General features: G+C 68.7%; 37 protein-coding genes. 11 read left to right on the top strand and 26 right to left on the bottom strand.

All coding sequences use genetic code 11. The annotated features are described in order from the left end of the window. Positions 1–116: 116 nt before the first annotated feature. On the top strand, positions 117–599 hold the full coding sequence (locus ACH34W_RS30515) for a hypothetical protein (RefSeq protein WP_395964569.1): 483 nt from the start codon (positions 117–119) through the stop codon (positions 597–599). 219 nt (positions 600–818) lie between these two features. Here ACH34W_RS30515 and ACH34W_RS30510 read toward each other — a convergent pair whose 3' ends face one another. Beyond that, a complete protein-coding gene (locus ACH34W_RS30510; protein ID WP_395964568.1) occupies positions 819–1,199 on the bottom strand; it encodes a hypothetical protein in 381 nt (126 codons plus the stop codon). 151 nt (positions 1,200–1,350) lie between these two features. Between ACH34W_RS30510 and ACH34W_RS30505 the strand changes: the two genes are divergently transcribed. The 3 genes from ACH34W_RS30505 to ACH34W_RS30495 all read left to right on the top strand — a co-directional run bounded on the left by ACH34W_RS30505 (position 1,351) and on the right by ACH34W_RS30495 (position 2,817). Next, positions 1,351–1,656 carry a hypothetical protein gene (locus ACH34W_RS30505; RefSeq protein WP_395964567.1) on the top strand — a complete coding sequence of 102 codons (306 nt, stop codon included), beginning with the start codon at positions 1,351–1,353 and terminating at the stop codon, positions 1,654–1,656. A 121-nt stretch (positions 1,657–1,777) separates the two neighbouring features. Beyond that, positions 1,778–2,299: a hypothetical protein gene (locus ACH34W_RS30500; protein WP_395964566.1), complete on the top strand. Its 522-nt coding sequence runs from the start codon at positions 1,778–1,780 to the stop codon at positions 2,297–2,299. Further along, complete coding sequence (locus ACH34W_RS30495) at positions 2,296–2,817, top strand: NUDIX domain-containing protein (RefSeq protein WP_395964565.1); 522 nt, start codon at positions 2,296–2,298, stop codon at positions 2,815–2,817. Before ACH34W_RS30500 ends, ACH34W_RS30495 begins: the two co-directional genes overlap by 4 nt. Here ACH34W_RS30495 and ACH34W_RS30490 read toward each other — a convergent pair. After that, positions 2,814–2,939 (bottom strand): hypothetical protein, encoded by a 126-nt coding sequence (locus tag ACH34W_RS30490; protein WP_395964564.1) that lies wholly within the window; start codon positions 2,937–2,939, stop codon positions 2,814–2,816. The genes ACH34W_RS30495 and ACH34W_RS30490 overlap by 4 nt on opposite strands. A gap of 303 nt (positions 2,940–3,242) precedes the next feature. Here ACH34W_RS30490 and ACH34W_RS30485 point away from each other — a divergent pair, with 303 nt between their 5' ends. Then, a complete protein-coding gene (locus tag ACH34W_RS30485; protein ID WP_395964563.1) occupies positions 3,243–3,530 on the top strand; it encodes a hypothetical protein in 288 nt (95 codons plus the stop codon). Between the two features lie 62 nt (positions 3,531–3,592). Here the strand turns inward: ACH34W_RS30485 and ACH34W_RS30480 are convergent, their stop codons facing one another. From ACH34W_RS30480 to ACH34W_RS30380, 21 genes are all read right to left on the bottom strand, one after another. Further along, the gene (locus ACH34W_RS30480) at positions 3,593–3,826 is read right to left on the bottom strand and encodes a hypothetical protein (protein WP_395964561.1); all 234 of its coding nucleotides are present in this window, start codon (positions 3,824–3,826) and stop codon (positions 3,593–3,595) included. A gap of 57 nt (positions 3,827–3,883) precedes the next feature. Further along, complete coding sequence (locus ACH34W_RS30475; protein WP_395964560.1) at positions 3,884–4,369, bottom strand: hypothetical protein; 486 nt, start codon at positions 4,367–4,369, stop codon at positions 3,884–3,886. A 238-nt stretch (positions 4,370–4,607) separates the two neighbouring features. Further along, positions 4,608–5,438, bottom strand: a complete 831-nt coding sequence (locus ACH34W_RS30470) for a maleylpyruvate isomerase family mycothiol-dependent enzyme (protein ID WP_395964559.1) — start codon at positions 5,436–5,438, stop codon at positions 4,608–4,610. Positions 5,439–5,959: 521 nt separating this feature from the next. Then, positions 5,960–6,727: a phosphotransferase gene (locus tag ACH34W_RS30465; protein WP_395964558.1), complete on the bottom strand. Its 768-nt coding sequence runs from the start codon at positions 6,725–6,727 to the stop codon at positions 5,960–5,962. Between the two features lie 343 nt (positions 6,728–7,070). Continuing rightward, on the bottom strand, positions 7,071–7,610 hold the full coding sequence (locus tag ACH34W_RS30460; RefSeq protein ID WP_395964557.1) for a hypothetical protein: 540 nt from the start codon (positions 7,608–7,610) through the stop codon (positions 7,071–7,073). 76 nt (positions 7,611–7,686) lie between these two features. Beyond that, positions 7,687–7,917 (bottom strand): hypothetical protein, encoded by a 231-nt coding sequence (locus ACH34W_RS30455; RefSeq protein ID WP_395964556.1) that lies wholly within the window; start codon positions 7,915–7,917, stop codon positions 7,687–7,689. 132 nt (positions 7,918–8,049) lie between these two features. After that, the gene (locus tag ACH34W_RS30450; protein WP_395964555.1) at positions 8,050–8,241 is read right to left on the bottom strand and encodes a hypothetical protein; all 192 of its coding nucleotides are present in this window, start codon (positions 8,239–8,241) and stop codon (positions 8,050–8,052) included. 179 nt (positions 8,242–8,420) lie between these two features. Then, complete coding sequence (locus ACH34W_RS30445) at positions 8,421–8,816, bottom strand: peptidase inhibitor family I36 protein (RefSeq protein WP_395964554.1); 396 nt, start codon at positions 8,814–8,816, stop codon at positions 8,421–8,423. Between the two features lie 211 nt (positions 8,817–9,027). Next, positions 9,028–9,696 carry a response regulator gene (locus ACH34W_RS30440; protein ID WP_395964553.1) on the bottom strand — a complete coding sequence of 223 codons (669 nt, stop codon included), beginning with the start codon at positions 9,694–9,696 and terminating at the stop codon, positions 9,028–9,030. Positions 9,697–9,703: 7 nt separating this feature from the next. Next, on the bottom strand, positions 9,704–10,819 hold the full coding sequence (locus ACH34W_RS30435) for a sensor histidine kinase (RefSeq protein ID WP_395964552.1): 1,116 nt from the start codon (positions 10,817–10,819) through the stop codon (positions 9,704–9,706). Continuing rightward, positions 10,816–11,535 (bottom strand): hypothetical protein, encoded by a 720-nt coding sequence (locus tag ACH34W_RS30430; RefSeq protein WP_395964551.1) that lies wholly within the window; start codon positions 11,533–11,535, stop codon positions 10,816–10,818. Before ACH34W_RS30430 ends, ACH34W_RS30435 begins: the two co-directional genes overlap by 4 nt. Continuing rightward, positions 11,532–12,434: an ABC transporter ATP-binding protein gene (locus tag ACH34W_RS30425; protein ID WP_395964550.1), complete on the bottom strand. Its 903-nt coding sequence runs from the start codon at positions 12,432–12,434 to the stop codon at positions 11,532–11,534. Before ACH34W_RS30425 ends, ACH34W_RS30430 begins: the two co-directional genes overlap by 4 nt. A gap of 223 nt (positions 12,435–12,657) precedes the next feature. Continuing rightward, positions 12,658–12,789: a hypothetical protein gene (locus tag ACH34W_RS30420; protein WP_395964549.1), complete on the bottom strand. Its 132-nt coding sequence runs from the start codon at positions 12,787–12,789 to the stop codon at positions 12,658–12,660. 7 nt (positions 12,790–12,796) lie between these two features. Then, entirely contained in the window at positions 12,797–13,240 is a 444-nt protein-coding gene (locus ACH34W_RS30415) for a tyrosine-type recombinase/integrase (protein ID WP_395964601.1), read from the bottom strand. Between the two features lie 5 nt (positions 13,241–13,245). Beyond that, on the bottom strand, positions 13,246–13,404 hold the full coding sequence (locus ACH34W_RS30410) for a hypothetical protein (RefSeq protein WP_395964548.1): 159 nt from the start codon (positions 13,402–13,404) through the stop codon (positions 13,246–13,248). A gap of 248 nt (positions 13,405–13,652) precedes the next feature. Then, positions 13,653–13,907: a hypothetical protein gene (locus ACH34W_RS30405; protein ID WP_395964547.1), complete on the bottom strand. Its 255-nt coding sequence runs from the start codon at positions 13,905–13,907 to the stop codon at positions 13,653–13,655. Between the two features lie 419 nt (positions 13,908–14,326). Then, a complete protein-coding gene (locus ACH34W_RS30400; protein WP_395964546.1) occupies positions 14,327–15,211 on the bottom strand; it encodes a hypothetical protein in 885 nt (294 codons plus the stop codon). A 313-nt stretch (positions 15,212–15,524) separates the two neighbouring features. Further along, positions 15,525–16,133, bottom strand: coding sequence for a hypothetical protein (locus tag ACH34W_RS30395; RefSeq protein ID WP_395964545.1), 609 nt, complete (start codon positions 16,131–16,133; stop codon positions 15,525–15,527). 52 nt (positions 16,134–16,185) lie between these two features. Further along, positions 16,186–16,818: a hypothetical protein gene (locus ACH34W_RS30390; protein WP_395964544.1), complete on the bottom strand. Its 633-nt coding sequence runs from the start codon at positions 16,816–16,818 to the stop codon at positions 16,186–16,188. Between the two features lie 2 nt (positions 16,819–16,820). Further along, the gene (locus ACH34W_RS30385; protein WP_395964543.1) at positions 16,821–17,381 is read right to left on the bottom strand and encodes an RNA polymerase sigma factor; all 561 of its coding nucleotides are present in this window, start codon (positions 17,379–17,381) and stop codon (positions 16,821–16,823) included. Between the two features lie 561 nt (positions 17,382–17,942). Then, positions 17,943–18,137 (bottom strand): hypothetical protein, encoded by a 195-nt coding sequence (locus ACH34W_RS30380; RefSeq protein ID WP_395964542.1) that lies wholly within the window; start codon positions 18,135–18,137, stop codon positions 17,943–17,945. A gap of 105 nt (positions 18,138–18,242) precedes the next feature. Here ACH34W_RS30380 and ACH34W_RS30375 point away from each other — a divergent pair, with 105 nt between their 5' ends. After that, positions 18,243–18,521 carry a DUF6924 domain-containing protein gene (locus ACH34W_RS30375; protein WP_395964541.1) on the top strand — a complete coding sequence of 93 codons (279 nt, stop codon included), beginning with the start codon at positions 18,243–18,245 and terminating at the stop codon, positions 18,519–18,521. A 24-nt stretch (positions 18,522–18,545) separates the two neighbouring features. After that, entirely contained in the window at positions 18,546–19,364 is an 819-nt protein-coding gene (locus ACH34W_RS30370; protein WP_395964540.1) for an alpha/beta fold hydrolase, read from the top strand. Positions 19,365–19,411: 47 nt separating this feature from the next. Here ACH34W_RS30370 and ACH34W_RS30365 read toward each other — a convergent pair whose 3' ends face one another. After that, positions 19,412–19,990, bottom strand: a complete 579-nt coding sequence (locus ACH34W_RS30365) for a YceI family protein (RefSeq protein ID WP_395964539.1) — start codon at positions 19,988–19,990, stop codon at positions 19,412–19,414. Positions 19,991–20,130: 140 nt separating this feature from the next. Here ACH34W_RS30365 and ACH34W_RS30360 point away from each other — a divergent pair, with 140 nt between their 5' ends. Both ACH34W_RS30360 and ACH34W_RS30355 read left to right on the top strand, forming a co-directional pair. Then, positions 20,131–20,502, top strand: a complete 372-nt coding sequence (locus ACH34W_RS30360) for a winged helix-turn-helix transcriptional regulator (protein ID WP_395964538.1) — start codon at positions 20,131–20,133, stop codon at positions 20,500–20,502. Positions 20,503–20,556: 54 nt separating this feature from the next. Beyond that, positions 20,557–21,057 (top strand): hypothetical protein, encoded by a 501-nt coding sequence (locus ACH34W_RS30355; protein WP_395964537.1) that lies wholly within the window; start codon positions 20,557–20,559, stop codon positions 21,055–21,057. Here the strand turns inward: ACH34W_RS30355 and ACH34W_RS30350 are convergent. Both ACH34W_RS30350 and ACH34W_RS30345 read right to left on the bottom strand, forming a co-directional pair. Continuing rightward, positions 21,054–21,806, bottom strand: a complete 753-nt coding sequence (locus tag ACH34W_RS30350) for a tRNA(His) guanylyltransferase Thg1 family protein (RefSeq protein WP_395964536.1) — start codon at positions 21,804–21,806, stop codon at positions 21,054–21,056. The two genes, ACH34W_RS30355 and ACH34W_RS30350, sit on opposite strands and share 4 nt — an antisense overlap. Then, the gene (locus tag ACH34W_RS30345) at positions 21,787–22,257 is read right to left on the bottom strand and encodes an AAA family ATPase (RefSeq protein ID WP_395964535.1); all 471 of its coding nucleotides are present in this window, start codon (positions 22,255–22,257) and stop codon (positions 21,787–21,789) included. The genes ACH34W_RS30350 and ACH34W_RS30345 overlap by 20 nt, the downstream gene beginning before the upstream one ends. A 127-nt stretch (positions 22,258–22,384) precedes the next feature. Here ACH34W_RS30345 and ACH34W_RS30340 point away from each other — a divergent pair, with 127 nt between their 5' ends. Further along, positions 22,385–22,516: a hypothetical protein gene (locus ACH34W_RS30340; protein WP_264159552.1), complete on the top strand. Its 132-nt coding sequence runs from the start codon at positions 22,385–22,387 to the stop codon at positions 22,514–22,516. Further along, a complete protein-coding gene (gene alaS / locus ACH34W_RS30335) occupies positions 22,503–25,178 on the top strand; it encodes an alanine--tRNA ligase (protein WP_395964534.1) in 2,676 nt (891 codons plus the stop codon). The genes ACH34W_RS30340 and alaS overlap by 14 nt, the downstream gene beginning before the upstream one ends. The last annotated feature ends 3 nt before the right edge of the window (positions 25,179–25,181 follow it).

Raw genomic sequence — 25,181 nt, 5'->3', positions numbered from 1 at the left:
GTGGGTGTGGAAGGTCCAGTACGCCTTCAGGCCGCCGTTGCTGATGACCGCTCGAACTTGACATGCGGTGGGCCGCGTCCGGAAGAATCGAGGGCCGGCGGGGTTGATCGTGATGTGTGGAGGCTTTCATCAACGAGTGGGCGCGGGAGTGGCTGCCTGTACACCTGGAGCGTATGGAGGAAAAGCTTCCGGATACGGTGACCTCTCGGGAGACCTGGCGGTGGCTCTCCCATCCGAACCTGATCGACCACGTTGTGCGGGCTCCGGTCCCGGTCACGCCCGGGCGGATTGTGCACCACACTCAGACGTTCGGGCAGCTGTTCCTGATGGTCAGTTCCTTCCCGTCGGCGAACTTCCGTAAGATTCGCAAGAAACTGCTTCCGGAGGGTTACCTGGCGATGCTGGACCCGGTAATGCACTCGTCCGGTTTCTCCCGCGGCTCGGTAGACCTCGCGCATTGGCTGCTATTCAAGGACGAGGACGGCAGCGCGCTGGTGCTGCTTTGCTACCTGGCGGCCAACCAAGAGGCGATCCCGCTGCTGCCGTTGGAGTTGCTGTCCTCCAAAGAACGCCGCCAAGTCGGTTCTTACATCATCTGATGCGATGAGGAGCGGGGGCCTCCGCTCCCCGTGACGGTTGCGGTGTCCGGGCGGACACCGGGGTCATTACACCAATCCGCTCAAGGATGGAGGCCGCTGGCCTTAGGGCCCGGCATGACTGTTCCCCCTTGTCGATCCGATGACCTGGGGGGTGGTGCACGGTGATCGGTACCGCGCTCGATCAGGCAAAGTTGCGGCGGCCAGCGCCAGGCGATCGGACTAGCGTCGGTTCCGGCCGCGGTCGCGCTGCGGCTCAACGCCCTGGAGTTCGTCTCGCACGACTGCACGGAGTTGTGTGCGGAGTTCGGTGGTGACGTCGTGGAGGTCGGCGTCGTGGGTGTCCATCCAGTCCTCGGCGAGTTGAAACACACGTTCGCTTCCGAATGTCTGGACGCCGATCAGCACATCGATCGTCCAGTCGATGCGCTTGCTCCAGGGCCACTGCTCGTCGAACTGTTGAAGCTTGTCCTGTTCACCCCTCCTGACGTAGCTCGTCCGCTTGGTCACCAGATCGATCCAGTGCAGGAAGGCGAAGTAGGCGTCCCTGCGTTCTTTGAACAGGCGCGCCCGTTCCTCGGCCAGGCGGTTGTGCTCGACCATGCGTGATGAGGCGTGGGTTCAGCCTGCTCTCCTGGACAGTCTCCGTGCCCATGACGCTCAGGCGTTGTTCTGCTTCTTGAACCAAACGATGGGGTTGAGCCAGACCCGCATCGCGGCATCGGTAGGTATCCCGTAGGGGCGGGTCAGCGAGGTGATCCGGGGGCAGCGGCGGATCAAGGGTCTCGCTGTCTGGGACCGCATCGCGACCGGCCTTCACATGCCTGATCCGGCGCGGGCCGCCCTCGGTCTGGCACCCAGCCAGCGGACCGCGCATGCCGTCCACCCCGTGGCACCCGGTCCCAGCCGTCCGCCGACCACGCGGCCGCTGGCAACGATCACAACGGTCCTCGCCCAGCCTGACCACGTCGCGGCGATCCGGTCGTTCCGTGCGGCCGACCTGCAGGTGGGCGGAGGGCACCTGTATGCGACGGTGGTCCAGTATCCACGTCCTGGGTAGCCGCAGCCATCTCAGCCACCAACGGAACCGGCCCCAGGACGCGCTCCTCCACGTTCACGCGGGCCAGCAGGCACTGAACGAAGCACCGCCCAACCCGGTTCTGCGCTCGAGGCTGCTGGCCTTGGAGGCCCGCGCCTACGCCGCGACGCGTGACAGTGCGCGTTGTGCTCACCTGCTGGTGGAGGCGGAGCGAGCCCTGGACCAAGGGCGCGGTGAGGTCTCGGAATGGGTGAACGGGTTCGACGAAGGATCTTTGGCCAGCGAAGTCACCCGGTGCATGTTCCAGTTGGGCCAGTACGAGCAGGCGCGGCAGACCGCGCAGCGGATCGTTGATCTCAGGCGGGGACGTGTACGCAGCCATGCCCTGGGGCAGCTTGCGCTCGCCCAGGTCCTCGCCGCGCAGCAGGAGCCCGACGAGGCCTGTGCGGTCACCGAAGCGGCCTTGGACGAGACACGCGCGTTGAGCTCATACCCCGTCCTGCAGGAATTCAGGTACCTTCAGCGGCAACTGCGGTATCACCGCAGGAGCCGCCCGGTGGGCGATTTCCTGCCCCGGCTCGAGCTTGCGCTCGGCGACCGCCTCCGCACCTTCCAGTGGCTGGCCACCCACGATCAGCCCCTTGCTGTCACGGAGACTGAGTGAGCTCGGACCGCCCGCTGTATGAGCGCGACCCCGACGCCTGGCATGAGCACCTTGCGGAGGGAAACCGTCGCCAGGCGCGAAAACGTGTGGGAGTCGACGCGCTCATCCGTGACGAGGCCGGCCGCATTCTGCTGGTCGATCCCAGTTACAAGCCCGACTGGGATCTGCCGGGTGGCATGGCCGAGAGCGACGAGTCCCCACGCGACGCGCTGCGGCGGGAGCTGTACGAGGAACTAGGTCTCCAGGTCGCCCTTGGGAGCATGCTCTGCGTCGACTGGGTCGCGCCGCACGGCCCATGGGACGACTCACTGATGTTCATCTTCGACGGCGGCGTCCTCGACCAGACACAGATCGCAGACCTGGAGATCACCGACGACGAGCTGACCGAGTTCCGGTTCTGCGTGGCAGGCGATGCCGCGGATCTGTTGCGTCCCAGCTACTGGAAGCGCGTTGAGGCCGCCTTGGAAGCGCTACGGTCTGGGCGAAGCGTAGATCTTCAAGACGGCGGACGGGCCTAACGCCGCTGCTGGGGCTCCACCGTGCCGGCGAGGTGGGCCAGCATGCTGGCGCTGGTGTCGTGGTGGCCTGGCGGAGGGAAGCCGACCAGCCGGTTGGGGTTCTCGGGGTTGGGCCTGGGCATCGAGCGGGTCGGTCAGATTGTGCGGCGGCCGCACTGGCTTCTCGCTTTAACCGACGGGGGGCTGAATTGTCGTGCATCGAATGCCCCATCGACTGTCGTCAGCGCGATGACCGCCTGCATCGCCAGACCACATGGCCCTGCGAGCTCCCCATGTGACGGTCGCGGAGCGAGGTCGGTTAACGGTGTGATCGTCATCGTTCCGCTGCGCGTCGGTTCAGGCGTTGATATTTGGCCGGTCCGGGTGAGCGCCGGCGGCCACCGGATAGAACACACGTTCGAGGTCGAGGGCATAGGGTGTCGGCTGTGAGCAGCGACGATATCCCCGACGACCTTCTTGATCTGAAAGTGGCGAACCTTCAGGCCGAGGTGGCCCTCAGCGGGCTGGCCGCGCGGATGCCGCGGGCTGTGGACATCGTGGCCGGCACGGCCGAGGCCGACCCCAAGGACATCCAGGGCTGGGACCAGGCCATGGCCACCGCGCGGGACACCGCCGTGAAAATCAGCCTTCACGCCTGGATGCGGGACGGCGGCGACAAGGCCAAGGCTCACCAGGCGTTGCTGGCGGCGGCGAAAGAACGCATGCAGAACTGAACGACGACACTGCCCGCCCTCGCGACGAGGAAAGGGTGGGCCTTCTGCCGCACATCGAAGATCTAGTTGCGGCGGCGGGTGGTGGCCCAGTCGAGGTTTGGCGCTTGGAACGCGGGGCTGGTGGCGATGCCCCAGGCGGCCAGGTCGCGGCTGCGCCGCAGGAATGAGGAGTCGGGCGCGGGTGAGCCGGCCGCGGTCGCGTCGTGCCGCACGAAACCGCCGCTGCCGCCGCCGCTCAGCGCCTCCGAGCCTGGGGACCAGCGGTCATCGCTATTGCGGCGGTAACAGCGCAACATGCCCTTGACCTGGCCCCGGTGGGTGACCAGCCAGATCTGGCGTCGGCGTCGCCATGGTTAGCTGAGGGTTGCCTCGGTCAGCTCCACGTTCGCGGCTTGAGCCCACCTCTGCAGAGCGTCATTGTGGCCGTGCTTCCAGTACCGGATGCGGATCTGTCCCGCGCGGCTCAGCTGAATGATCTCCGGACGACCGAAGGGTTGGACGAGGCCGGTTGCCAGTTCGGAGGCGGCTGCTATGAGTCCGGGGCCGTCCTCGGCGAGCTCGTCCACGTCGAACACTCCGGTGGACTCGGGAGGTTCGGCCAGTACCTGATCCCCCAATCGGTCGCCTTCTCCCCAGCCGCGGTAGTGGCACAGCGCAGCGGGCTTGTCTGGGGACGCAGGCTGGATCGTAGCCCGGACGGTCGCGGTACCGCCGGTGGCAGCGCGGTCCCGTGCATGCCTTGCCAGGAACCGCAGGCCGCTCCACAGGCCGTTGACGACATGCTCATCGTTGATGTCGGATTCAGCGCTGTCTTGCCGCCGTTGGGCAACGATGGACACAAACGACCCGGCGCCGTTCTCGTGCAACTCACAGGCCAGCCACTTTGCCAGGCCAGCATCCGGGCTAGCTCGCTGGCCCAGTTGTTGCCGCTGATTCTCATCGATATGTCTGGTCTGAGGTCGCCACAAGTGCTGTCCAGACCGACCGACGAACGCTGTTCCTCGACATCGTCAAAATCAGCCGCATTCGGCTCACCCCTGCAGGCCGCAGCCTGGCACACGGCCCCTACGGGGCCGGCTAGGCGACGACCGCGAGCAGGGCTGTGATGGCTGTGGTGAGCTCCGGGTCGCCGCTCGCCGTCGATCGCTGACGAGCCTGCTCCACGGTGATGCCTCTGGTCGCCAGCCGCCAGAAGGTGTCCTGGTCCATCGAGACGCGTGCGGCCGGCTCCCCCTGTGGTTGGGCCATCCGCCATCGTCCGTCCTGCCGGACCACGCCCCATATTCCGCCCGCCGGGCCGAGTACTTCCAGGTGAGCCGTGCTTCCTTCGGGTCGGTCGTGCATCCGCAAGGCGTGCAGCAGGCCGCGCGCGAAGATGTCCAGCACTGGAGCCATGAGGTCTGGTTCGGTGGCGCCTGGAACGAAGGTGGCGTCGCGCACCTGCTGCTGGTGGACCCAGAACTCGGTGTAGTCGCGGCCGATGTCCAGCCAGGCGGGACTGTCGATGTCGGTGGCGGCCCAGGAGACATTAAGGTCGGCGGTGGCTTCGAGGTCTCTTGCTGCCCATACGGCGTCGAGCCGCGGCCCCAGATGATCCAGCAGTTCGATCATCAGTTGCGGGCTGAGCTGCCGGGACGCCCAGACGAACTCCTCGTTGGTGCGCGCCAGATAGGCGGGAAGCGTCTCATCATCGGCGAATATCGCGCCGCCGTACCCGTCGCGGCTGCCCGACAAGCGCCGCATGTAGTCGTTGAGCACATGACCGACGACGTCGTGCACGTCCCAGCCGGGGCACACCGTCGGCGTGGCCCACTCTGCGGGGCTCAGGGCGCTGAGCAGGTCGAGCATGGCCTGCCGTTCGCGCGGGAACAGGGGACGAACGTCGATGGCCGGGCCAAAGATCACCATGACGTGACCCTACCGACCGTCCTTTTGTCCTCCACAGGTTTTCCGGCCGGGCAAGCGGACCTCGACGGCGAAGGGGGTTGTGATGTCCGATCGCCATTTCGAGCTGCCGGCGACGCCGCCATCACCCGGTGTGGCGCAACGAGCTCGGCGTCCTGACCTTCCGCCTCCACGACCGGGGCCGACGGCACCAGATACGTGCGGGCTACGGCCGCTGAACCTCGCGCCGTGACGCTCGTCATCAACCGCGCCGCCACGCGACTAGGGCGTGTCTCAAAGTCGGCGCCCGTAGCGAGCGCCCTGTGCATTTACGCCGCCCGAACCCACCTCGTGCGTGCATCGCGGGGGCGGAGGAGGGAGTCGGCCCGGGTTTGGCCGTCGACCGACGCTTGCCCGGGGTCCCCGCCGAAATTCGGAGCTCTGCGGAGCGTTTTGGTGGGGTGGGGCGACAACTCCGCGAGGTGCGTGCCTGGGCGTCGCGCAGTAGGGCAGCTGACTTTGAGACACGCCCAACTCGTGGCCTGTCAGCGGGTGGCTGTGCGGGTGAGGAGTTCGCGGTGTTCCAAGGTCCACAGTGCGGCGCGGGACTGCCAGGCCAGGGTCCACAGTCCCTCGGTGTGGGCGTGCTGCTGGGTGAAGCCCTGGATGCGTGAGTACCAGCCGTTGTCTTTGATCACGAAGTGCAGGATCCGGTCGATCAGGTCGGTGCGCTGGTGGCGGGGCAGCCCGTAGCCGTCCAGGGAGGCCGCGAACCACTGTGCGCGGGTGGCGGCGTCGGGCAGTCCGATCTGTTCGGCGACGTCATCGTCGAACAGCTGCCCGCAGTAGAAGGCGGTGACGGCGACCTCGTCGATCGAGTCGACCGGCCCGGTGTACTCCCAGCCGATCAGCCCTGTCGGGCGATCGTGGTGGAAGACCACGTGCCAGGGCGCGATGTTGCCGTGGCTGATCAATGCACCTGAGGCGTCGGTGTGCAGAGTCCAAGGCATCCACTGCGCGTCCGGCGGCGGGGTGAAGGTACGGCTGAGCTGATGGAGCCGTCGCAGCAACGCGCCGACCTCGTACATGCTGCGCTCGGCATCGGGCCACACGGATCGGGCGAAGATCGTCCCCTCCAGCCAGGTCAGCGTCTCATCGCCTGCCTTGTCGAATCCCGACCCCGCCACGCGCGGTGCGGCCTCGAAGCCCTCGGCCTCCAGGTGCCGCAGGAAAGCGTGCACGGTGGGTGTCCACGGCTGCGCCGGGATGGGTGACCAGCGCGCCGTGACGCCGCGTGGGATTGGTGTGGTCAAGGTCGGTAACGCGGTCATAGTCGTGTCCCATGAGGCGAACCTAGAGCTGCCTCGCTGCGGCGGCCAAGCGCTTTTCCTCCGTCATCGACCCAGGTCAACGGGGGTTATCGCCCGGGGTGCCCAGCCAGCTGGTGGCCTCGGCGAGAGGCAGAAGGCGCGGCGCACGTTCTCGGTCGTTGCCTGCCCATACGAGAGTCGGGTGCACCTGGTATCGGGGCACACATCTGAGTCAGGTGACCGGCAGGCGCGGGTGGGCACGTTTCGTTTTTACGCTGGTCAGATGCGCGACGTTACTGTTGCAGATGCGAGGCCATCTCTCGTACCACTGCCAGGAAGTTTCCGGTTAGCGGATTGTGGGTCTGTCGATCCCAGACCATCCCGGTTCGCCAGGTCGCGGCGCTCCTCCGCCAGAACTGCCATCGGCCATGAGGCGGCGGCTCCCCACGGTGGCGCGCTTCCAATACAACCCCAGAGGGAGGATCAGCGGTTCCCGGCCCACGGTGGCCGACTCGAAGCCGCGCAAAGTATCGGTGTCGACCCTGAACTCCCCGGCGACATCGGGCACGAGTGTCACCACCACAAAGGCCTGCTCATCGCTGTCCAGCCGACCGGCAAGCTGCTGCTCGTACCGCACCAGGCTGTCGAACCTGTTCGCCAGTGCCGCGAACCGGTTCTGGTAGGCGGCCGCCACCTCGGGCTCGGACAGATAGGTGGTGGTGGCCCCGTTACGGCGGGGAAACCGCAGACCTTCGTTCACGCGCACAGCATGCGGAGCCGCAGCACTGTGAGCCACCGCGATCAGCATGAAGCCATGATCGGGCCGCTGAGGGTCTTCGACCTGCCGCACGTCCAAGGCAGGCAACGGAGCGACCAGATCGGCCACGATCTGGCGCATCCGGCCGACCTCGCCATCACTGAGCGCCACCCCAGGCGCGGCGCAGGCGCGAGCCTGGTCGTCCTCACCAATACCCAGAAACAATCACACCGCCAGCGGTGTTGGCGAGCGCCGCGACATCGCCCGCGAGAGCTCGTCGGTCCTTGTCCGCGCGGCCGTACAACTCGACCTTGAAGTCAAGATCGAAATCCTCGGTTACGGCGTTGGTGACGAGGTCGGCGACTTGGGCGTGCGACACCGCATCCATTCGGGCGCCGAACAGACGCTCAAGCCGGCGGGAACGAAACGTGACCATGGCAACTCATTGTGGTCATCCGCGATCGCCGTGTCGCCTTCATTACCCATCCGGCCGTTGCTGCCGACCGCGCTGCCCCACTGCATGTCAAGGAGATCCTGGACAGCACTGTCCTGAACCTGTGCTGCTGTGTCAGGAGAGCCCTGGGCTGCTGAGCCGCATCCATGCGATCAGGTCGGTCTCCTTGACCTTGGCGCGCACCTGGCGGTAGTCGCCCAAATCCATGTTTTGGATCACGTTTTCGTAGACGAAGGTCGACGCGAGTACCCCCAGCAGCGCGTCGGACTCGGTCATCGCGCGCCGGAGCACGTCCGCGTCCAGCAATCGGGCCGAGTAGATCAGCGGATCGCCGGAGGGTTCGCCGGCGAACGTAGTCAGCGGGCCGACGTGGACGGCGGCGCGTGCCCGGATGCTGACGGGAGGCGCGGCACGACGGTTGTGGGACTTAAGCTTGGTGACGAGCGCATTGAGGGCCTCGATGACTCGGCGTCCTCATCCGTCGCCTAGTTGTTGACGCGGCACGATACGCATGCGTGCTTGAAGCTGTACGCATTGAATCCGAGGTTGCCCTCATGGCCCGCGGTGACGGCCCGCGCCGATCCGGTGCAGTTGTTGTTCGAGTAGAAGTAGCCCTCGAAATTGTCGTAGTTGGCGAACGACCGGTATGGCGGGGCGAGGAATCGGTAGCAGCTTCCGTGCGGGCGATCGCTCAGCACCGCGCGGCCACCTTGGAATCCGGTGTTGACCCAGATGCAGAAGTCTCCCCGATTGCAGGGAGCGGCCATGGATCCGGCCGCGTCCGAGGGCGCCGCGCTGGTGCCGGCATACGCCGGCGCCCCCACCGACATGATGGCCGCCGCGGAAAGAGCGGTGATCGCCGGCCTGACGACAGATTTCATGATTCCTCCAGAAGACGCGGTCGAGGCCCGTGGCGCCCAGTTAAGCGATGAGCGGCTTCAGATCGGCTTCATCGCTCGTATGGCACGGCGATGCGAGGCCCACCGAGCCAGAACGGTGTGGGACCGAAGGCCTTCCGGACCTCGTCGTCCAGCCGAATTATCGGCACGTAACGATCATTTTTCGCGAACGGCGTCGCACGCCCGGCCGAATTCAGCGGGTGCCGGGGGTGACCAGGCCGTGTTCGTATGCGAAGACGACGGCCTGGGCGCGGTCGCGGAGATGGAGCTTGGCGAAGACGCTGCCGACGTGGCTCTTGACCGTCGCCTCGGTGACGACCAGGTGGGCGGCGATCTCGGTGTTGGACAGGCCTCGGGCGACGAGGACAAGGGCCTCGCGTTCGCGGGGGGTGAGAGCCGTCAGGAGGGTTTCCGGGGGGCGGAGCGGGGACGTACGGGAGGCGAAGTCCTCGATGAGTCGGCGGGTGATGGACGGGGACAGCAGGGCGTCGCCCGCGTGGACCACCCGGATGGCCTCGACGAGCCGTTCACGCGAGGCGTCCTTGAGCAGGAAGCCCGCGGCGCCCGCCCGCAGCGCGCCGAAGACGTACTCGTCCAGGTCGAACGTGGTCAGGACCAGCACGCGCGGCGGGGGGTCGAGCGGGGCCGAGGTCAGCCGGGCGGTGGCCTCGACGCCGTCGACGCGAGGCATCCGGACGTCCATGAGGATCACGTCGGGGCGGGTGGCGGCGGCGACGTCCAGGGCCTCGTCGCCGTCGGCCGCTTCGCCGACGACCTCCAGCCCGTCCTGGGTGCCGAGGAACAGCCGCAGGCCGGTACGGATGAGTTCCTGGTCATCAACGAGCAGCAGCCGGATGGTCATGAGCAGGTCACCGATCGTCTCCGACCGGAAGGCGGGCGGTCACGGTGAAGCCGCCGCCCGGCTGCGGTCCGGCGGTCAGGTCGCCGCCGAGGACCGTGACGCGTTCGCGCATGCCGGTCAGCCCGTGACCACCGGAACCGGCCGCCGTACGTGGCGGGCGGCCGTCGTCGTGAACGGTCACGGTCAGCCGGTCGGCGGCGAACGCGAGCAGCACCTCCACCCGCGTCGGCTCGGCATGTTTCAGCACGTTGGTCAGTGCCTCCTCGATGATCCGGTAGACCGACAGCTCGACGCCCCCAGGCAGCGGACGCCGTTCGCCCGACTCGGCCAGGGTCACGGGCATCCCGGCGTCACGGTAGCCGCCGACCAGGCCGTCGAGCTGGGACAGGGACGGCTGGGGCCGCAGGTGGGGCGTCCCGCCGGGGTCGCGCAGCAGCGTGAGCATACGGCGCAGCTCGGCGAGGCTGTCCTCGGCGGTCTCCTCGACGCGCCCCAGCGTGTCGGCCGCGACGTCCGGGGCGGTGGGCAGGACGTCCCGTGCGCCGCGTACGCCCAGCAGCATGACCGTGACGGAGTGGGCGACGATGTCGTGGAGTTCCCGGGCGATGACCGTGCGCTCGTTCTGCGCGGCGATCCGGTCGAGCTGTTCGCGCTCGCGTTCCAGCTGCGCCGCCCGTTCCTCCAGGGCCGCCAGGTACTGCCGGCGGGTCCGTACGTACGCGCCGACCGCCCATGCCCCGACGGTGAGCGGCGGCGAGCAGATGCTGGCCAGCTGCAGGAAGAACGCCGTCGGGATGCCGACCGCCACCGACACGCGCCTGTCCCGTGTCTCGGCGACGGAGGCGAGGGCGACCAGGACGGGTGCGCCGCCCGGGTATTCGCCGACGGCCGCCACGCCCCACACCAGAACGGCTGTGACCACCAGGACCTGCGTCGGGAAGCGCCTGCGCGCCAGCAGTACGGCACCCGCCGCGAACGTGAGGGCGATCGGCAGGATCCGCCGCGTGTCGACCCGGTCGAGCTCCACGGTCGTGGTGACCACGGCCAGCGCGACGTCGAACAGGACGGTGCGGCGTGCCACCACCAGGCGGCGCGCCGAACCGAACGCTTCGGGGATTCTCACGCCAGGTCGCGCCGCTTTTCGCAGACGAGCGCCACCGCCACCAGCAGCGCCGTCCAGGCCAGCAGCACCCAGCCCGCCGAGGCGACCGACAGGGTCGTGTTGTGCGACATGCGGGCCAGCACTCCGGCCGCGCCGAACGGCGTCAGGTTGGTCAGCTCCTCATGCGAGCCCGCGACCAACGGAATCACGGCGAAGTTCACGATCAACAGCAGTACCACCCCCAGCACCGGACTGCGCAACAGGGCCCCGATCGCCGCACCCATGACCGCCGAAAGGACGAAGGCGACGAAATTCCCCGCCGCGACCGCGGTGACATCGGCCGCCCCCAGATCCGGGCCGGGGTGCCCGGCGAGGAGCGGGAGCCCCAGGCCGAGCGACACCGCGACCATCAGCCCGCCCAGGACCAGCGCGGTCAGCGCGTAGGCGACGATCCTCGCGAGCAACGTCACCGCCCTGCCGTGCCCGCCGACCAGCGCCGCCGGCGCGGCCGTACGGTGCTTGTACTCCCCCGCCGCGCCGACCAGCCCCCAAAGCAGCAGCAGGATCGGCAGAGCCGACAGGGCCTCCTCCTTCTCGGGCAGCTCGTCGAGCGATCCCGACGCCTTCGCGACGATCAGCACGTTGAGCACAGTGAACGCGATCCCGCCAAGCGCGAAGCCGTACACCGTACGCGTCGTCATCGTCTTGATGAGCTCACCTTTGAGCAGCCCAATCATGCCCGGCTCCCTTCGGTAAGGTCGAGGAACACGTCCTCCAGCGAAGCCGTACAGGGCGTGAGGCGATGCACCGGGATACGGTCGCGGCCGGCCAGATCGGCGATCCGAGCCTCGTCCAAACCCTCGACGAGCAAGGTCCCATCGGCCTGCCGTTCACTTGTGCCACCCGCCGCGTCGAGCACGGCGGCCAACCGGTCGGGCTCGGGCGACAACACCGACACCCCGCGCCCGGCCGCCCGTTCCAGCTCGTCCAACGGACCGGAGTGTACGAGCCGTCCCCGGTCGATCACCACGACATCGTCCACAGTGCTCGCGGCCTCGCTCAGCAGATGGCTGGACAGCAGGACCGTACGGCCGGACGCGGCCCGTTCCCGTACGAGCGTCCGCAGCCAGCGGATGCCCTGCGGGTCCAAGCCGTTCACCGGTTCGTCCAGGACCAGGATGTCGGGATCGCCGAGCAACGCGGCGGCCAGGCCGAGGCGCTGCCGCATCCCCATCGAGTACGCGCCGACGCGCCGCCGGGCGGCCCCCTCCAACCCCACGATCTCCAGCACCTCCGCGACCCGCCGCATCGGCAGCCCGGCGAGCGCCGCGAGGGACCGCAGATGCGCCCGCCCACTGCGGCCCGGGTGCGCCCCGCACGGTTCGATGGCCACCCCGACCGTCCGCGCGTCGAGACGTCCGGGCGGTGCTCCATTGATCAGTACGCCGCCCGCGTCCGCCCGGGCCAGCCCGACGACCACCTTCAGCGCGGTCGTCTTGCCCGCGCCATTGGGCCCGAAGAACCCCGTCACCGCGCCCGCCCTGGCCGTGAACGACAAGTCGTCGACCACGACCGTCCGTCCGTACCCCTTCGTCATCTTCTCGACCGCGATCGCGGTCGTCACACGTTTCGGCATACCGAAAGCATCAGCCGCCGCCTTCTCTCAGTCCTCAGCCCCCAGTCGAATCCCAACTTCACCCCCCAGTAGGACCCACCCAAGGAGGAGAGGTGCAAATACTGCAACGGCCTCTTGTGACTACTGGATGGTGGGACCATCGACGGCCTCGACCGCGAACCCGATCCGGCCAAGGCGACAGTGCCGCCGCATCTGGTGGTGAGGTCCACCGCCGCGATCACGATCACCGCCTCTGGTCGGGCTCGGGACGGCCCGCGTCGCAGAGCACGTCGTCGACGATCTGGTCGGTCATCGTCTGAAGTTTGGGGTAGTCCTCGACGCGCTTTCCCGCCACGACGCTGATGGACAGGGCCACGCTGCGCCTACCGTCGGCGGAGAAGCCCTCGCGGCTGATGTAGCCGTTGCCCCCGTGAGCCCAGTACACACCGCCGCACGACAGCTTGTTCTTGGTAGATGAGTTCGATCGGGACGCCGGCGTCGATGAGCAGGGTGATGCCGGTGGCGCGCAGGCTGTGCGGGGAGATGCCGTGGACGCCGGCGGTGCGGGCGGCCTGGCGGATGAGTTTGAACACCTGGGAGGCGGCCATCGGCTTGCCGGTCGCGGTGGCGAACAGCGGGCCGGGTTCGGTGCCGCGCTCGGCCAGGTAGGCGTCCAGTGCGGCCTTGGCCCACGGCGGCAGCGGCACCCGGACCGTGCGGCCGCCCTTGACGGTCAGGTCGATGGTGTCGTGCCCGGCGTCGGCGCCCAGGTCCTCCAGGCGCAGCGCCCGCAGGCCGGAGGAGCGCGCCAGCGTCACGATCGCCATCACGATCAACGCCGTGGCTCGGGTGCGGGTGCGGTGGTGCCCGTACCGGGCGGCCGCGCCAGCAGCTGCTCCACCTGCTCGCGCGACAGCGACCGGGCGCCGCCGTCGTCGGCGTCGACGGCGGGCCGGTCCTGTGGTGAGCTTCTCGGCGTCAGGCACGCCACATGGACGCCAGCCCAAAGCCTCGCGCACCGACGTACTGGGCCTGCTTGCCGGTACGCGCCGCCCACGCCTCGGCGACCAGGTGTTGCCCAGCCACAGCGCTAGGTCGGGGTCGTCGGGGCTGTCGTGCAGGAGCGCCAGGATGTCCCCGGACTGGCCGATCGCCGCCTGCGCCAGCGCCGCTGCGCAAGGCCTCCCGGCGCAAAGGGTGCGTCCGCCCCAGGGTCGGTCCTGTCCCGAACGCGGTGCTTCAGCGATCCTGCGCGAGCGTGTCCGCGGCGTGGAGCAGGTCCCCCAGCGCGATCTCCTCGTCCTGGTAGCGGCCGAACACCTCATCGGCAACTCCGCTGCCCAGCATGTAATCGAGCACCAGGATGCTCGCCTCGATACGGCGCCGCTTAGAGGTGTTCAACGCCCGGACGGCCGTGACCGCGTCCTGGACTTCCTGCGACGGCTCTCTGGGGGAGATCGGATATGTGCGCCCTTTGATCTCGATCTGCCGCATGACGCGACCGTATCGCTTCATCACAACCTGGTCTTTGACGAGTTCATCCAGGTCGATGAGAACCGGGAACGGTTCAGATTCGGCCAGGAAGCAGATGGCAGCGCCGCCGCCAGGTGGCGCTGGGAGGACCTGGAGTGATCACAACTGGTCCGGGGACTGCGGGGATGTAGGTCAGCTTGATGGACCGGCCCGAGCGCCGGGCAACGCGCGCCGCCGTGGACGCCCAGCGCAAAGGGTTGGACACGCTGTTGGTGGTGGACGGTTGGAGCGATCATGCACTGTACGAGCCCGGGCAGCCGCTGAGCCACCGTCACCAACCTGGAGAACAGCGCAGGGCGGCAGGCGACAGCCTCCTCCCCGCCTGGTTGAACGCCGCCCGGCGCCGCGGCCGTCAACTTAGGGCCGCGGCGCGGCATCGATCAGCCGGTACCCCGCGCGGCCCGGCGGATCCGTACGAACGCGGCCGGAGGCTCGGACGGTAGCTCGGGCAGCTGGCGACGGCCTGCCAGCAGATCGCCCAGCCGGGGGTAGCGGTTGTGCAACTGGCGCAGGTCTGTCCGTTCTTCACCCAGGGCCCGCATCACGTGCAGACACTCGTACGCCAGGGCCAGAGTGGCGTACGGCATGGCCTCGCCGATATCGCCGAACAGCGCCGGCATCAACGCCTCGTTCCAGTCCGGGAGCAGCATCCACGTGATCAGGTACGGCCCCTTGGCAGTCGATATTGTCGGCATCGACAGCAGCTGTTCCCTGCTGGCCACCGGCAGGATGGTGGGCAGCGTGAACTGGACATCGGTGCGCGCGGCCTCCATCAGCATGGGCGCCTGCGCGATCGTCGGGTCTACCAGCCGGCGGAACGAGTTCGCCCACAACACCACATGGCCATCGGTGGTGCCATCCGGCCGGACGATCGGCGGCCGGTCCCACACCCCGATGTCGGCGTACGTGACGTCCTGGCGGTCACGGTCGCCCACCTGCGCGCACGCCGTCATCACCTCGGCGTCGAACCCCAGGTGCGCCAGTGCCCCGGCGAGCTGGTGGCAGATCGGCACGCACGCGTTGGCGTGGGCACCGCTCATGTCGTCGTGTACCACCGCCAGCGCGGTGTACAGCGGCACGAGCTCCACCGACACCTTCGCCAGCATCCCGAACATCACCGGCTCGAACGCGGGCATGCGCGGCATGCTCTCCGGCTGAGGTGTGGCCGTGGCGCGTTCAGCCGTCGCGGACACCTCACGCACCTTGATGGAGTGCCGGACCGGCGGCCGGCGGTTCCGCCGGGAACTGCGCTTGCGATCGCTCATCGGCGCCCGCCTCTTCCAGTCGGGGGAACTCCCGCGCCCCCGGGTGCTGCCCACCGTAAGCCGTGGCACCGACAATCCGTGGCGCGCCCGCCAGGCGCCGGGCCGAGTTGCGCAGCAGCCGATCGGCGGACGGCGCCGGCGCTTTGCATCCCCGCCCGTTTTCGAAAGTCTGGCGCCGTCAACTAGTCCGATGCCTGCGGCCCACCGCTCGCGCTGGGCGTCGGCATCCGCGCGCGTGAGTCACGGAACCTTGACGAGCCGACCGCGACACAGCTCGATGATCGCGATCGCGAACTGGAGGACGGACTCGGCCTCACTCTGGGTGGGCGTCCTTCTCGCCGCGCCACCATGGCGGTCGGGGTTCGGCCAAATGTGGCGGATCATGCCTTCCAGCGTTTCGCCGTTGCTGCGGGCGCCGTTCGCGGGCAGCCCGAACGACCATTTCGAAGGGGTTCGCCTTGAGCTCGCCCGCAACTCCTCCGAGGTTGGCCTTTTGCTGGTTCAGCACGACGATCGGGATGAGGAGTTCCTCGACCGCCTTGATCGCGTGGTCCCAGCCATCTGATGGGTCGGGGTTGCGTCCGTACACCGCCGCCCACGCTGCGGCGATCTCCGCGCTCGCCATGTCGGCAGGTGCTATAGCACGCAAGAACGCGTCCGTTGTCGTCTCGTCCACCCTGCGTTCGAGGCCCTTGCCTGCGCTGTTCACCGTCCACACCGATCCACCCCTGCTTGCCGAGTCAGTATCGCGGGCGGTGATCGGGTTCGCGTCTTGAAACTCTGCGGGTGGACCAACATCGCCCGGGCCGACCGGCGGCATCTCCAAGATGCCCGCCGCTGCCTCGCCAGCCTCGGCCTCACAACCGGACAGCAAGCCCCATAACGCGAGAATGCCGCAGCCGTGCCCATCCCCTCGAACCACGGTGACGCCCCGCCCGCCCTCGTCGACGTGAGGGCGGGCGGGGCGTCGGAGTTCAGCCGCCTACGCCGTCGGGGCCGTTGGTGGGGCCGCCCGGCACCCGCTGGCAGGGCGGGAAGCCGTCGGTCTTCTTGACCAGCGGGCTGAAGGCGATCGCCGAATCCCGACCGGCGGACGGGTCGTACCAGACGCTCAGCAGGACCTGCTCGCCCGGCCTGAGCTTGTTCGGGTGGACGCGTGCGATGACCGAGCCCCTCATGTCCTGGTCGGCGTGGGGATCGGTGGCGGGGTCGCCGCCGAAGACCCCGTTGTCCGGCCCGTCGAGGTTCCAGAAATCGCTGTCGTGCTCACGGCCTCTGCACTGCGTGCCGAACGGCAAGAAGTCCACCTTGGCGGGGACGCCGAACGAGCGCAGTTTCGCCTCCACGCGCTCGGGATGGGAGAAATCCACAAGGGTGAGCTTGATGGAGCCGTCAGGCTCGCGTACCACCGTGTTGGCCCCGTAGGCACGTTCGCCGTTGAAGGCGGGAATGGCGACCACGCCGGCCGCCGCGGCGGTCACGGCACAGGCCGCCAGCCCCAGGCGGAGCCCCTTCTCCTTCATCTTCGTGCGGCGGGCCGGTACCGGGGTGCGTTCGGCGACGATGGTCCTCAGTTCCGCCAGAAGCCGGTCTTCAAAGGTGCGCATGATTACTCCTTCGCGTAGGCCAGGGCGGGGGCGGGGCTGATCTCTTTAATGAGCTTGCGGGCCCGGTGCAGGCGGACCCGGGCGGTGACGGGTCGGATGCCCAGCGCGGCGGCCGCCTCGGTGACGGTGAGCCCGTCCACCGCGATGAGCTCTAGCACCGCCTGGGTGCCCTTGGGCAGGGCGGAGAGGGCCTCGTAGGTGCGTCGTCCCGCGCTCTCCGCGTCGATGCGTTCTTCGAGGCGCGCGATGTCGTCGGCGTCCAGCAGCCGGCGCCCCGCGACACGCCCCGTCGTGTGGTGCTCGCGGGCGGCGCGGCGGCGTTCGCCGGCCAGGACGTTCCGCGCGACGCCGTAGAGCCAGCCGATCTCGGTGCCCGCGGACGGGCTGTAGGTGTGCGCCGAGTCGATGACCGCCAGGAAGACGTCCGCGGTGAGGTCCGCCGCCGTGTGCGGATCGGCCACGCGCCGCGCCACGAAGCGGCTGACGGCCTCGACGTGCCGTCGATAGAAGTCTTCGAAGGCGTCGGGCTCGTGCCCGATTCGGGCCAGGCCATTCTTGGCCACGCGATCACTCCTTTCGCTGTTCACCTCCTCTTGGCCCCGCGGGCGAAAGACGTTACCGGCGCTGGACATCGCTCCCGGCAAGATCGCCCGGGCCAACCGGCGGCATCTCCAAGATGCCCGCCGCTGCCTCGCCCCCCTCGGCCTCACAACCGGACATCAAGCCACATAACGCGAGAACGCCGGAGCCGTGGTCTACACCGGGCCCGGCGGCCCGGGCATCTGGACACAGGTCAACACAGAATCCGCTGGGTTCACTTCGGCACCGGTTTACCTGACCCCATTGGCCGGAGCCTCAACGCACTGGCAGACCACCGGGACCGGCTGAGCCGTCGCCGACCTAGTCGCGCTCATCGCCCACAGGCCCGAGCAATGCGACCGCACCCGTGCCATCGACCAGCGAAGGGTCCAGACGCTTTGCGCCGGGATCTCCTGTCCGGCCAGCCAACCCGACTCGGCGCGAGCGGATGAGCGCGCGGCGTTCACCTCGGAGATGAGCTGGACCGCGAGGAGGTTGCGTGGGGCCGTTTCGGGTGTCCCTACGTGGGAGGGGTGCCAGTTCGCTCATTTGAGGCGGGCGATGACCTGACCGGGGCGAGGCTTGCCGCCGTTGGTGCCTGCCAGGTTGGTCAGGTTCCACTTGGCGCCGTCCCACTCGTAGGGGCCCGGCTCGTGCGGCTGCTTGACCAGCTGGCTGAGCGCCCAGGCGGCCCTGGGGTCAGTGGTGGGCCAGCAGATGGCCTCTGGCACGTTCTGCATCCACCGGCGGCTCCGTTTGACTTTGTCGAACCGGTGATCGAGTGACCTGTATTCGGCGAGGGCTGTCACGGTCTGCGACCTTCGCTGAGTGGAATGATCGTGTTCATGAGCCTGCCCCAGCCGGATGATCTGACGTCGCTCGTCTTGCGGACCGATTTCAGCGACGACGCTCGGTGGGAGGCGCTGCGGTCGGCGCTTGACGGTCAGAGCGAGTTCGACGCGACGTTCGTCAGCGACCCCAACTTCGCTGATGCGACTGTCCAGGCTCTCGTTGAGGATGCGGCAGCAGCGGAGGAAGAGCAGGTGACTTACCTGTTCCTCGCCGATCTCCTTCTGTGGGAATGTTCGCCGTCCGCGACGGGCTGTTACAGGAAGGACTGGTGATCACGATGAGCGGGCGGCAGATCAGTGGCGGACTGGAAACTCAGCGAGACCTATCAGAGCGCCTCCGGAGAGGTCCGGTGGGATGCCTTCGGTGACGGCGAACCGGTCGTCCTGCTGCACGGCACGCCGTTCTCGTCGTATGTGTGGCGGGCCATAGCAAAGGCCCTCGCCGATGGACGACGGGTGTACGTCTGGGACATGCCGGGCTACGGGGCTTCGGAGATGGCCGCCGGCCAGGACGTCTCACTGGGTGCTCAGGGGCGCGTGTTCGCCGAGCTCCTCGCCCACTGGGGACTCGACGAGCCGCAGGTCGTGGCCCATGACTTCGGCGGTGCCGTGGCGTTGCGCGCGCATCTGCTCCACGGCGCCCGCTACCGCAGGCTCGCGATGATCGACCCGGTGGCCCTGGCGCCGTGGGGTTCGCCGTTCTTCCGGCTCGTCGGAGACAACGCCGCGGTGTTCGAGCAGGTCCCGTCCCATTTGCACCGTGCGCTCGTCCGGGAGTACGTGACGTCGGCGAGCGGTCCGGGATTGCACCCGGCGACGCTCGACGCACTCGTCCAGCCGTGGCTGGGGGAGGGCGGGCAGCCCGCGTTCTACCGCCAGATCGCCCAGGCGGACCAGCGTTTCACGGACGAGGTTCAGGGGCGGTACGGGGAGCTCGACCTGCCGGTGCTCATCTGCTGGGGCACGGACGACTCATGGATCCCCGTCGCCAAGGCCCACGAACTGGCCGCCGCGATCCCAGGCGCCCGGCTCCGCCTCATCGAGGGGGCCGGGCACCTGGTCCAGGAGGACGCGCCGGCCGAGCTCACCGCCGCGCTGCTCGACTTCCTGTCGTGACCGGGGGGCACGGTTCGTGCTTCCGGTCGTGCTTAGTCGGGTCGTGCTCAATCGGTCTGCAGGGCGGCCTGGATCTCCAGGATGAGCTGCAGCTTCAGGCCGAGGCCCAGCCCGCCGCCGGGGATGGTGGCAGTGTCCCCGACACCGAAGTCCGTGCGGTCGAGCTCGCCGGTGGCCGTGAAGCCCGCCCGGGCGCCCTTGAACGGGTCGTCCTGCCGGAACGGGTCGGGCCCGAAACCGTCGATCTCCAGCCGCAGCGGCACCTCCTTGGTGATGCCGCGCAGCGTGAGCTCGCCGTTCAACAGGAACGCGTCGCCGTCCGGGCGCAGGCCCGTGGAACGGTAGGTCATCGTCGGGTACGTCGCGACGTCCAGGAAGTCGGCCGAGCGCACGTGCTCGTCGCGCTGGGTGTTGCCGGTGTCGATCGTGGCCAGGTCGATGGTCGCGGTCACGGTCGACTCCAGTGGGTTCTCCGCGGTCACGATGCGGCCCTCGACGCCGGTGAACTGGCCGCGGACCTTGTTGAGCATCAAGTGCCGGATCTTGAAGCCCACATCCGTGTGGGCCGGATCGATGATCCAGTCACCGGCGACATAACCGGGAATCTCGACAATCTCGACCGTCATGGTGTCTCCTTAGGGCATGAGAAGGAAGAGAGTTCCCTTTGGTGTGTCACTCTCAAAGAGGAACCGTCTTCATCCTGCAGAGATCCCTCACGGGGACACAAGAAGGCACTTGTTTCTGCCATGGGCACACGGAGGGAACCTTGGACGTCAGCGCGTTCCGGCAGCATGAACCCGCTCTCTGCGAGACGCACCGGGTCCTCGACCGCATCGGCGACAAATGGTCGCTCTACACGATCACCGTGCTCGGCACCGGCACCAAGCGCTTCACCGAGCTCAAGCGCGAGGTCGAGGGCGTCAGCCAGCGCATGCTCACCGCCACACTTCGCGGGCTGGAACGCGACGGCATCGTCACCCGCACCGTCTATCCGGTGATCCCGCCCCGCGTCGAATACACGCTCACGCCCCTCGGACACACCCTGGTCGACGCGGTGCACACCCTGCTGACCTGGGCAGAGTCACATATGGAAGAGATCGCGCTCGCCCGTAAGAGCTACGACTCCCGCGAGGGCTGACGTCCGCCCGTCCGCCCCGTATCGTCCGAAGCACGACGGCGGAAGGAGCACACCGTGTTGCGCGTGTTCTGTTTCGGCAGCCTCGGGCTGACGGTCGAGGACGTCTACCTCGTCGATCCCGACCCCGACCGTGGCGGCCACGAACGAGGCGTCCGCGTCGAGCTCCGCGTGGTCGAACCCCAACCCTGGCGGGGCACGGGCAACGCCTCCCAGCGGATCGTCGTCGACCAGGCGCTGTGGCGCGCCGACTTCCTGGAATCGGTCGAGGGCGGCCCCGGCACCAAGGACCGCATGCACCACCACCCCGGCATGCACGACAACGAGCCGGGCCGTCGAGTTTTCGCCCCCGACCTCACCGACGACCCGACGGCGTGGCTGGAGAAGATGCTCCGCGACCTCACGCCGCTCCTGGAGGCAGCAGGGATGCCGGACTCCCCCGAGCACCAGCGCGCCGCGAGCATCCTCCGTGACAACCTGCCCGAGGTCGTCGGCACCGTCACGACCGTCCTCAACGAGGTCAGAGCCGGCACCCTCGCCCAGTCCCCCACGGCCTAAATGTCGCAGATCAGACTGCCGACAAGCTCCCGGTACTCCGCCTTCATCGGCAATTCGCGGTCGACCCGGATCCGCCGCCGCGTGGCGGTGACGTCCACGCCCCGCACGGGATCACGTCCCGCCTTCTCGTACGTCTCCCACCAGAGCCCGACGCCACGGCGCTGCCATGCCGGGACCTCGTTGAAGTTGACGCCGCGGGCGTACAACATCTCGTTCTTGGCCGAAACCCGCGTGCCTTCGAGGGCCCGTGTGGCCTGACGGTGCGACTTGCCCTCCTTGCGGAGCGTCCAGTAACACCAGCCGTTGAGTGGGCAGCGTGCCGCGTCGGCCTGCCGCCAGGACAGGTAGTCGATCACGTCCTCGGCGCCGGTCCCGATCCAGACGCGGCTGTCGAAGCAGGCCGGTTCACCGGCGGCGTGGGTGAACGCGGCGGTCGCGATGCTCGCTGAGAGCGAGACGAGCTTCTCGACCTCGCGCCCGAAGAGGTCGAACGCGGGATCCAGCACGACCGAGATCTCGTCGCTCTCGGTGTAGGCGTAACGCCCGCCGAGCTCGGTCAGCAGCACCTCGGCGGCGCCGACCATGAGATCGGAGAACCGCCGGTCGAACGGCTTCTCGAAACGTTCGGCGGTGTAGGAGGAGAAGCCCCGGCCGTCGACCCGCACGACCGTCCACGCGCCCGGCACGAGGGCGAGCGAGTGGAACCACTCGCGGGCCCGCATCCGGGTCTCAAGATCCTTCAATCGCATCCGTCACCTCGAAACCGCCGGCGCCGTCGAAGCGCACGGCCCAGACCTGGTCGAACCCGTGGGACGGGTCCGGCCGCCGCATGCGACCGAGAGTCGCATAGATCCCGACGTCCGGCACCCGGATATCGGGAGGGCGGAGGGCGTTGCGGGCCATGGAGCCTTCGACGTCCAGCGGGAACCAGTACGCGACGACCCGGGCGCCCTGGGCACGCGCAAGATCGATCAGTGGTGTCCAGTCTTCGGGTGAGGGATTGGTGTTGTCGACGGCCACGCTCCGGCCGGCATCGAGGGCCTCGGCGATCAGCCTGAGCTGGCGGGCCTGCTTGCGGCGGGAGCCCTTCCCGAAGTTGTCCTTGCTGACGTGAACGTGGGTGCCGGCGAGCCGCTGCCGGTAGAAGGTCGTCTTTCCCGACGCCTGCAGGCCGATGAGAATCGCCAGCTCGGTGGTCATGCTGGATGGTACGAGGAAACGGGAAGAAATCCTGGACGGGGGCGCGTTACCGTGGATCTAGGCGGGCCGTGAGGTCCGCGTTCACGAGCGGGAAACGTTCACGAGCGGGAGATCTGGCAGGAATCCGATGGCCTTCCACGAGGTGGGGCGGCGAGCTATCCGCGCCGAGCTGGGGAACGAGCAGTCGTTCTCGGCCCGGCTCGGCGGTGTGCGCCGTCATCCCATCGACCTCGTGAGGCCGTTCCATGCGATCACCTGATATCCGTTCGACCTTTCTCGACTTCTTCTCCGCGCGCGACCACCGGGTCGTGCCGTCCAGCCCGCTGATCCCGAACGATCCGACGCTGCTGCTCACGGCGGCGGGCATGAACCAGTTCAAGCCCTCCATGCTCGGCGAGAGCGTGCCCGAGCACAGGCGGGCGACGTCCGTGCAGAAGTGCGCGCGGATGTCGGACATCGACAACGTCGGCCGGACGACCCGGCACGCGACGTTCTTCGAGATGCTGGGCAACTTCTCGTTCGGCGACTACTTCAAGGAGGAGGCAACCGGTTGGGCCTGGGAGCTGCTCACCGGGCACTTCGGCCTGGATCCCGATCGCCTCTGGATCACCGTCTATCTGGACGATGACGAGGCGGAACGGATGTGGCGGCGCCTGGGCGTGCCAGGCGAGCGCATCCAGCGGCTCGGCATGGCGGACAACTACTGGTCCATGGGCGTTCCCGGGCCGTGCGGGCCTTCGTCGGAGCTGCACTATGACCGGGGGCCGTCGTTCGGGCGGGAGGGCGGGCCCGCGGTGGACGGCGAGCGTTACCAGGAGATCTGGAATCTCGTCTTCATGCAGAACCTGCGCGGCGAGGGCCCGGCGAAGGAGGGCTATCCCATCGTGGGCGAGCTGCCCGCCAAGAACATCGACACCGGGCTGGGCATGGACCGGCTCGCGGCGATCCTGCAGGACGTCGACACCGTGTGCGAGACGGATCTCGTCGCGCCGACGTTCCGGCTGGTGCAGGAGCTGGCGGGACGCGAGTACCCGGGCCGTGACGGGAGCGAGGAGTCGGTCTCGTTCCGGGTCGTCGCGGAGCACGCGCGGTCGGTGGCGTTCCTCATCGCGGACGGGGTGCTGCCCGGCAAGGACGGCCGTGGGTACGTGCTGCGCCGGCTGATGCGGCGCGCGATCCGGCACGCGCGGGTGCTGGGGATCGAGGAGCCGGCGCTGGCGGCGCTGACCTGCAGCGTGATCGACAACCTGGGGCCGGCGTGGCCCGAGCTGGAACGGCGGCGCGATCTGATCGGGCAGGTCGTGGCGGCGGAAGAGGAGGGTTTCGACCGGACGCTGCGGCAGGGTTCGCGGCTGCTGGACGGCGCGATCGAACGTGCGCGGACGAGCGGGTCGGGCCTCTCGGGGCGGACCGCGTTCGAGCTGCACGACACGTACGGCTTCCCGATCGACCTCACCGTGGACGCGGCACGGTCGGCGGGGCTGACCGTGGACGAGGACGCGTTCGGCGAGCTCCTCGAACGGCAGCAGCGCCAGGCGAAGAACGCGGAACGCGACCGCAAGGGCGGCGCGGTGGCCCGCCAGGACGCGTACCGCCGGATCGTCGCGCGGCACGGGCTCACCGATTTCGTCGGGTATGACGCCACGCGGGCGGACGCGCGGGTGCTCGGGCTGCTGGACGGCTCCGACCTGGTGGACGAGGCGGTCGAGGGTCAGGAGGTCGAGCTGATCCTGGACCGGAGCCCGTTCTATGCGGAGGCGGGCGGCCAAGTCGGCGACACCGGCCGCGTCACGACGCCGGCGGGGACGCTGGAGATCCTCGACACCCGGCCCGGTCTCGACGGCCTGCACGTCCACCGTGCGCGGGTGACCGGCGGCGAGGTCCGGACGGGCGTGGAGGCGGAGGCGGTCGTGGACGCGGAACGGCGGGCGGCGACCGCGCGCTCGCACAGCGCGACGCATGTGCTGCACGCGATGTTGCGCCGCGTTCTGGGCGATCATGCGGCGCAGCAGGGTTCGCGGGTCGAGCCTGGGCGGCTGCGGTTCGACTTCGCGCACTTCGGGGCGGTCGGACCGGGCGAGCTCGCCACCGTGCAGACGCTGGTCAACGACTACCTGCTCGACGATCCGGACGTACGGGTCTGGGAGGCGAGCCGGGACGAGGCGGAGGCGGCGGGCGCGATCGCGCTCTTCGGCGAGAAGTACGGCGACCATGTGCGGATCGTCGACATCGGCGACGCGTCCCGGGAGCTGTGCGGCGGCACCCATGTCGGCCACGGTTCACAGGCGGGCCCGGTGCACGTCGTCGGCGAGTCCTCGATCGGGGTCGGCCTGCGCCGGATCGAGGCGCTCACCGGCGCCGACGCGCTGCGCCACCACGATCGGCAGCAGGAGGTGCTGACCGAGCTCGCCGGGCTGCTGAACGTGCCACCGGATCAGGCACCCGAACGCCTGCGCCAGCGGCTGTCGGCGCTGGCGGAGACGCAGCGCGAGCTCGACCGGCTGCGGCAGGCGGAGCGGACGGCGACCGCCGAACGTCTGGCGAGCCGTTCCGAGCGGGTGAACTCCGAACAGATGGACGGCGCGTGGCTCGTCGCCGAGCTCCTCGACGACGTCCCCGCGGAGGAACTGCGACCGCTGGCGATCGAGCTCGCGCGCCGGCCCGGACCGGGGGCGGTGGTCCTCGGCACGGCGAGCGGCGGCACGGCGACGCTGGTCGGCGCGTTCACCCGCGACCTCGCCGACGACGGCCAGCGCGCCCGCGATCTGCTCGCGGGTGCGGCGCAGATCGTGGGCGGCGGCGCGGGCGGCAAGGGCGCGCTCGCGCAGGCGGGCGGCCGGCGGCCGGAGCGGCTGCCCGAGGCGCTCACGCTGGCGGCGGACGCGGCCCGCACTGCGCTACGCGGACCATCCGGCCGGTAGGCG

Origin of the sequence: Actinomadura sp. 6N118 (genome assembly GCF_044326415.1) — a bacterium.
In the GTDB taxonomy this organism is placed as follows: domain Bacteria; phylum Actinomycetota; class Actinomycetes; order Streptosporangiales; family Streptosporangiaceae; genus Spirillospora.
Note: the sequence above shows the minus strand (reverse complement) of the source record. Positions and strands in the feature narration are given on the sequence as shown.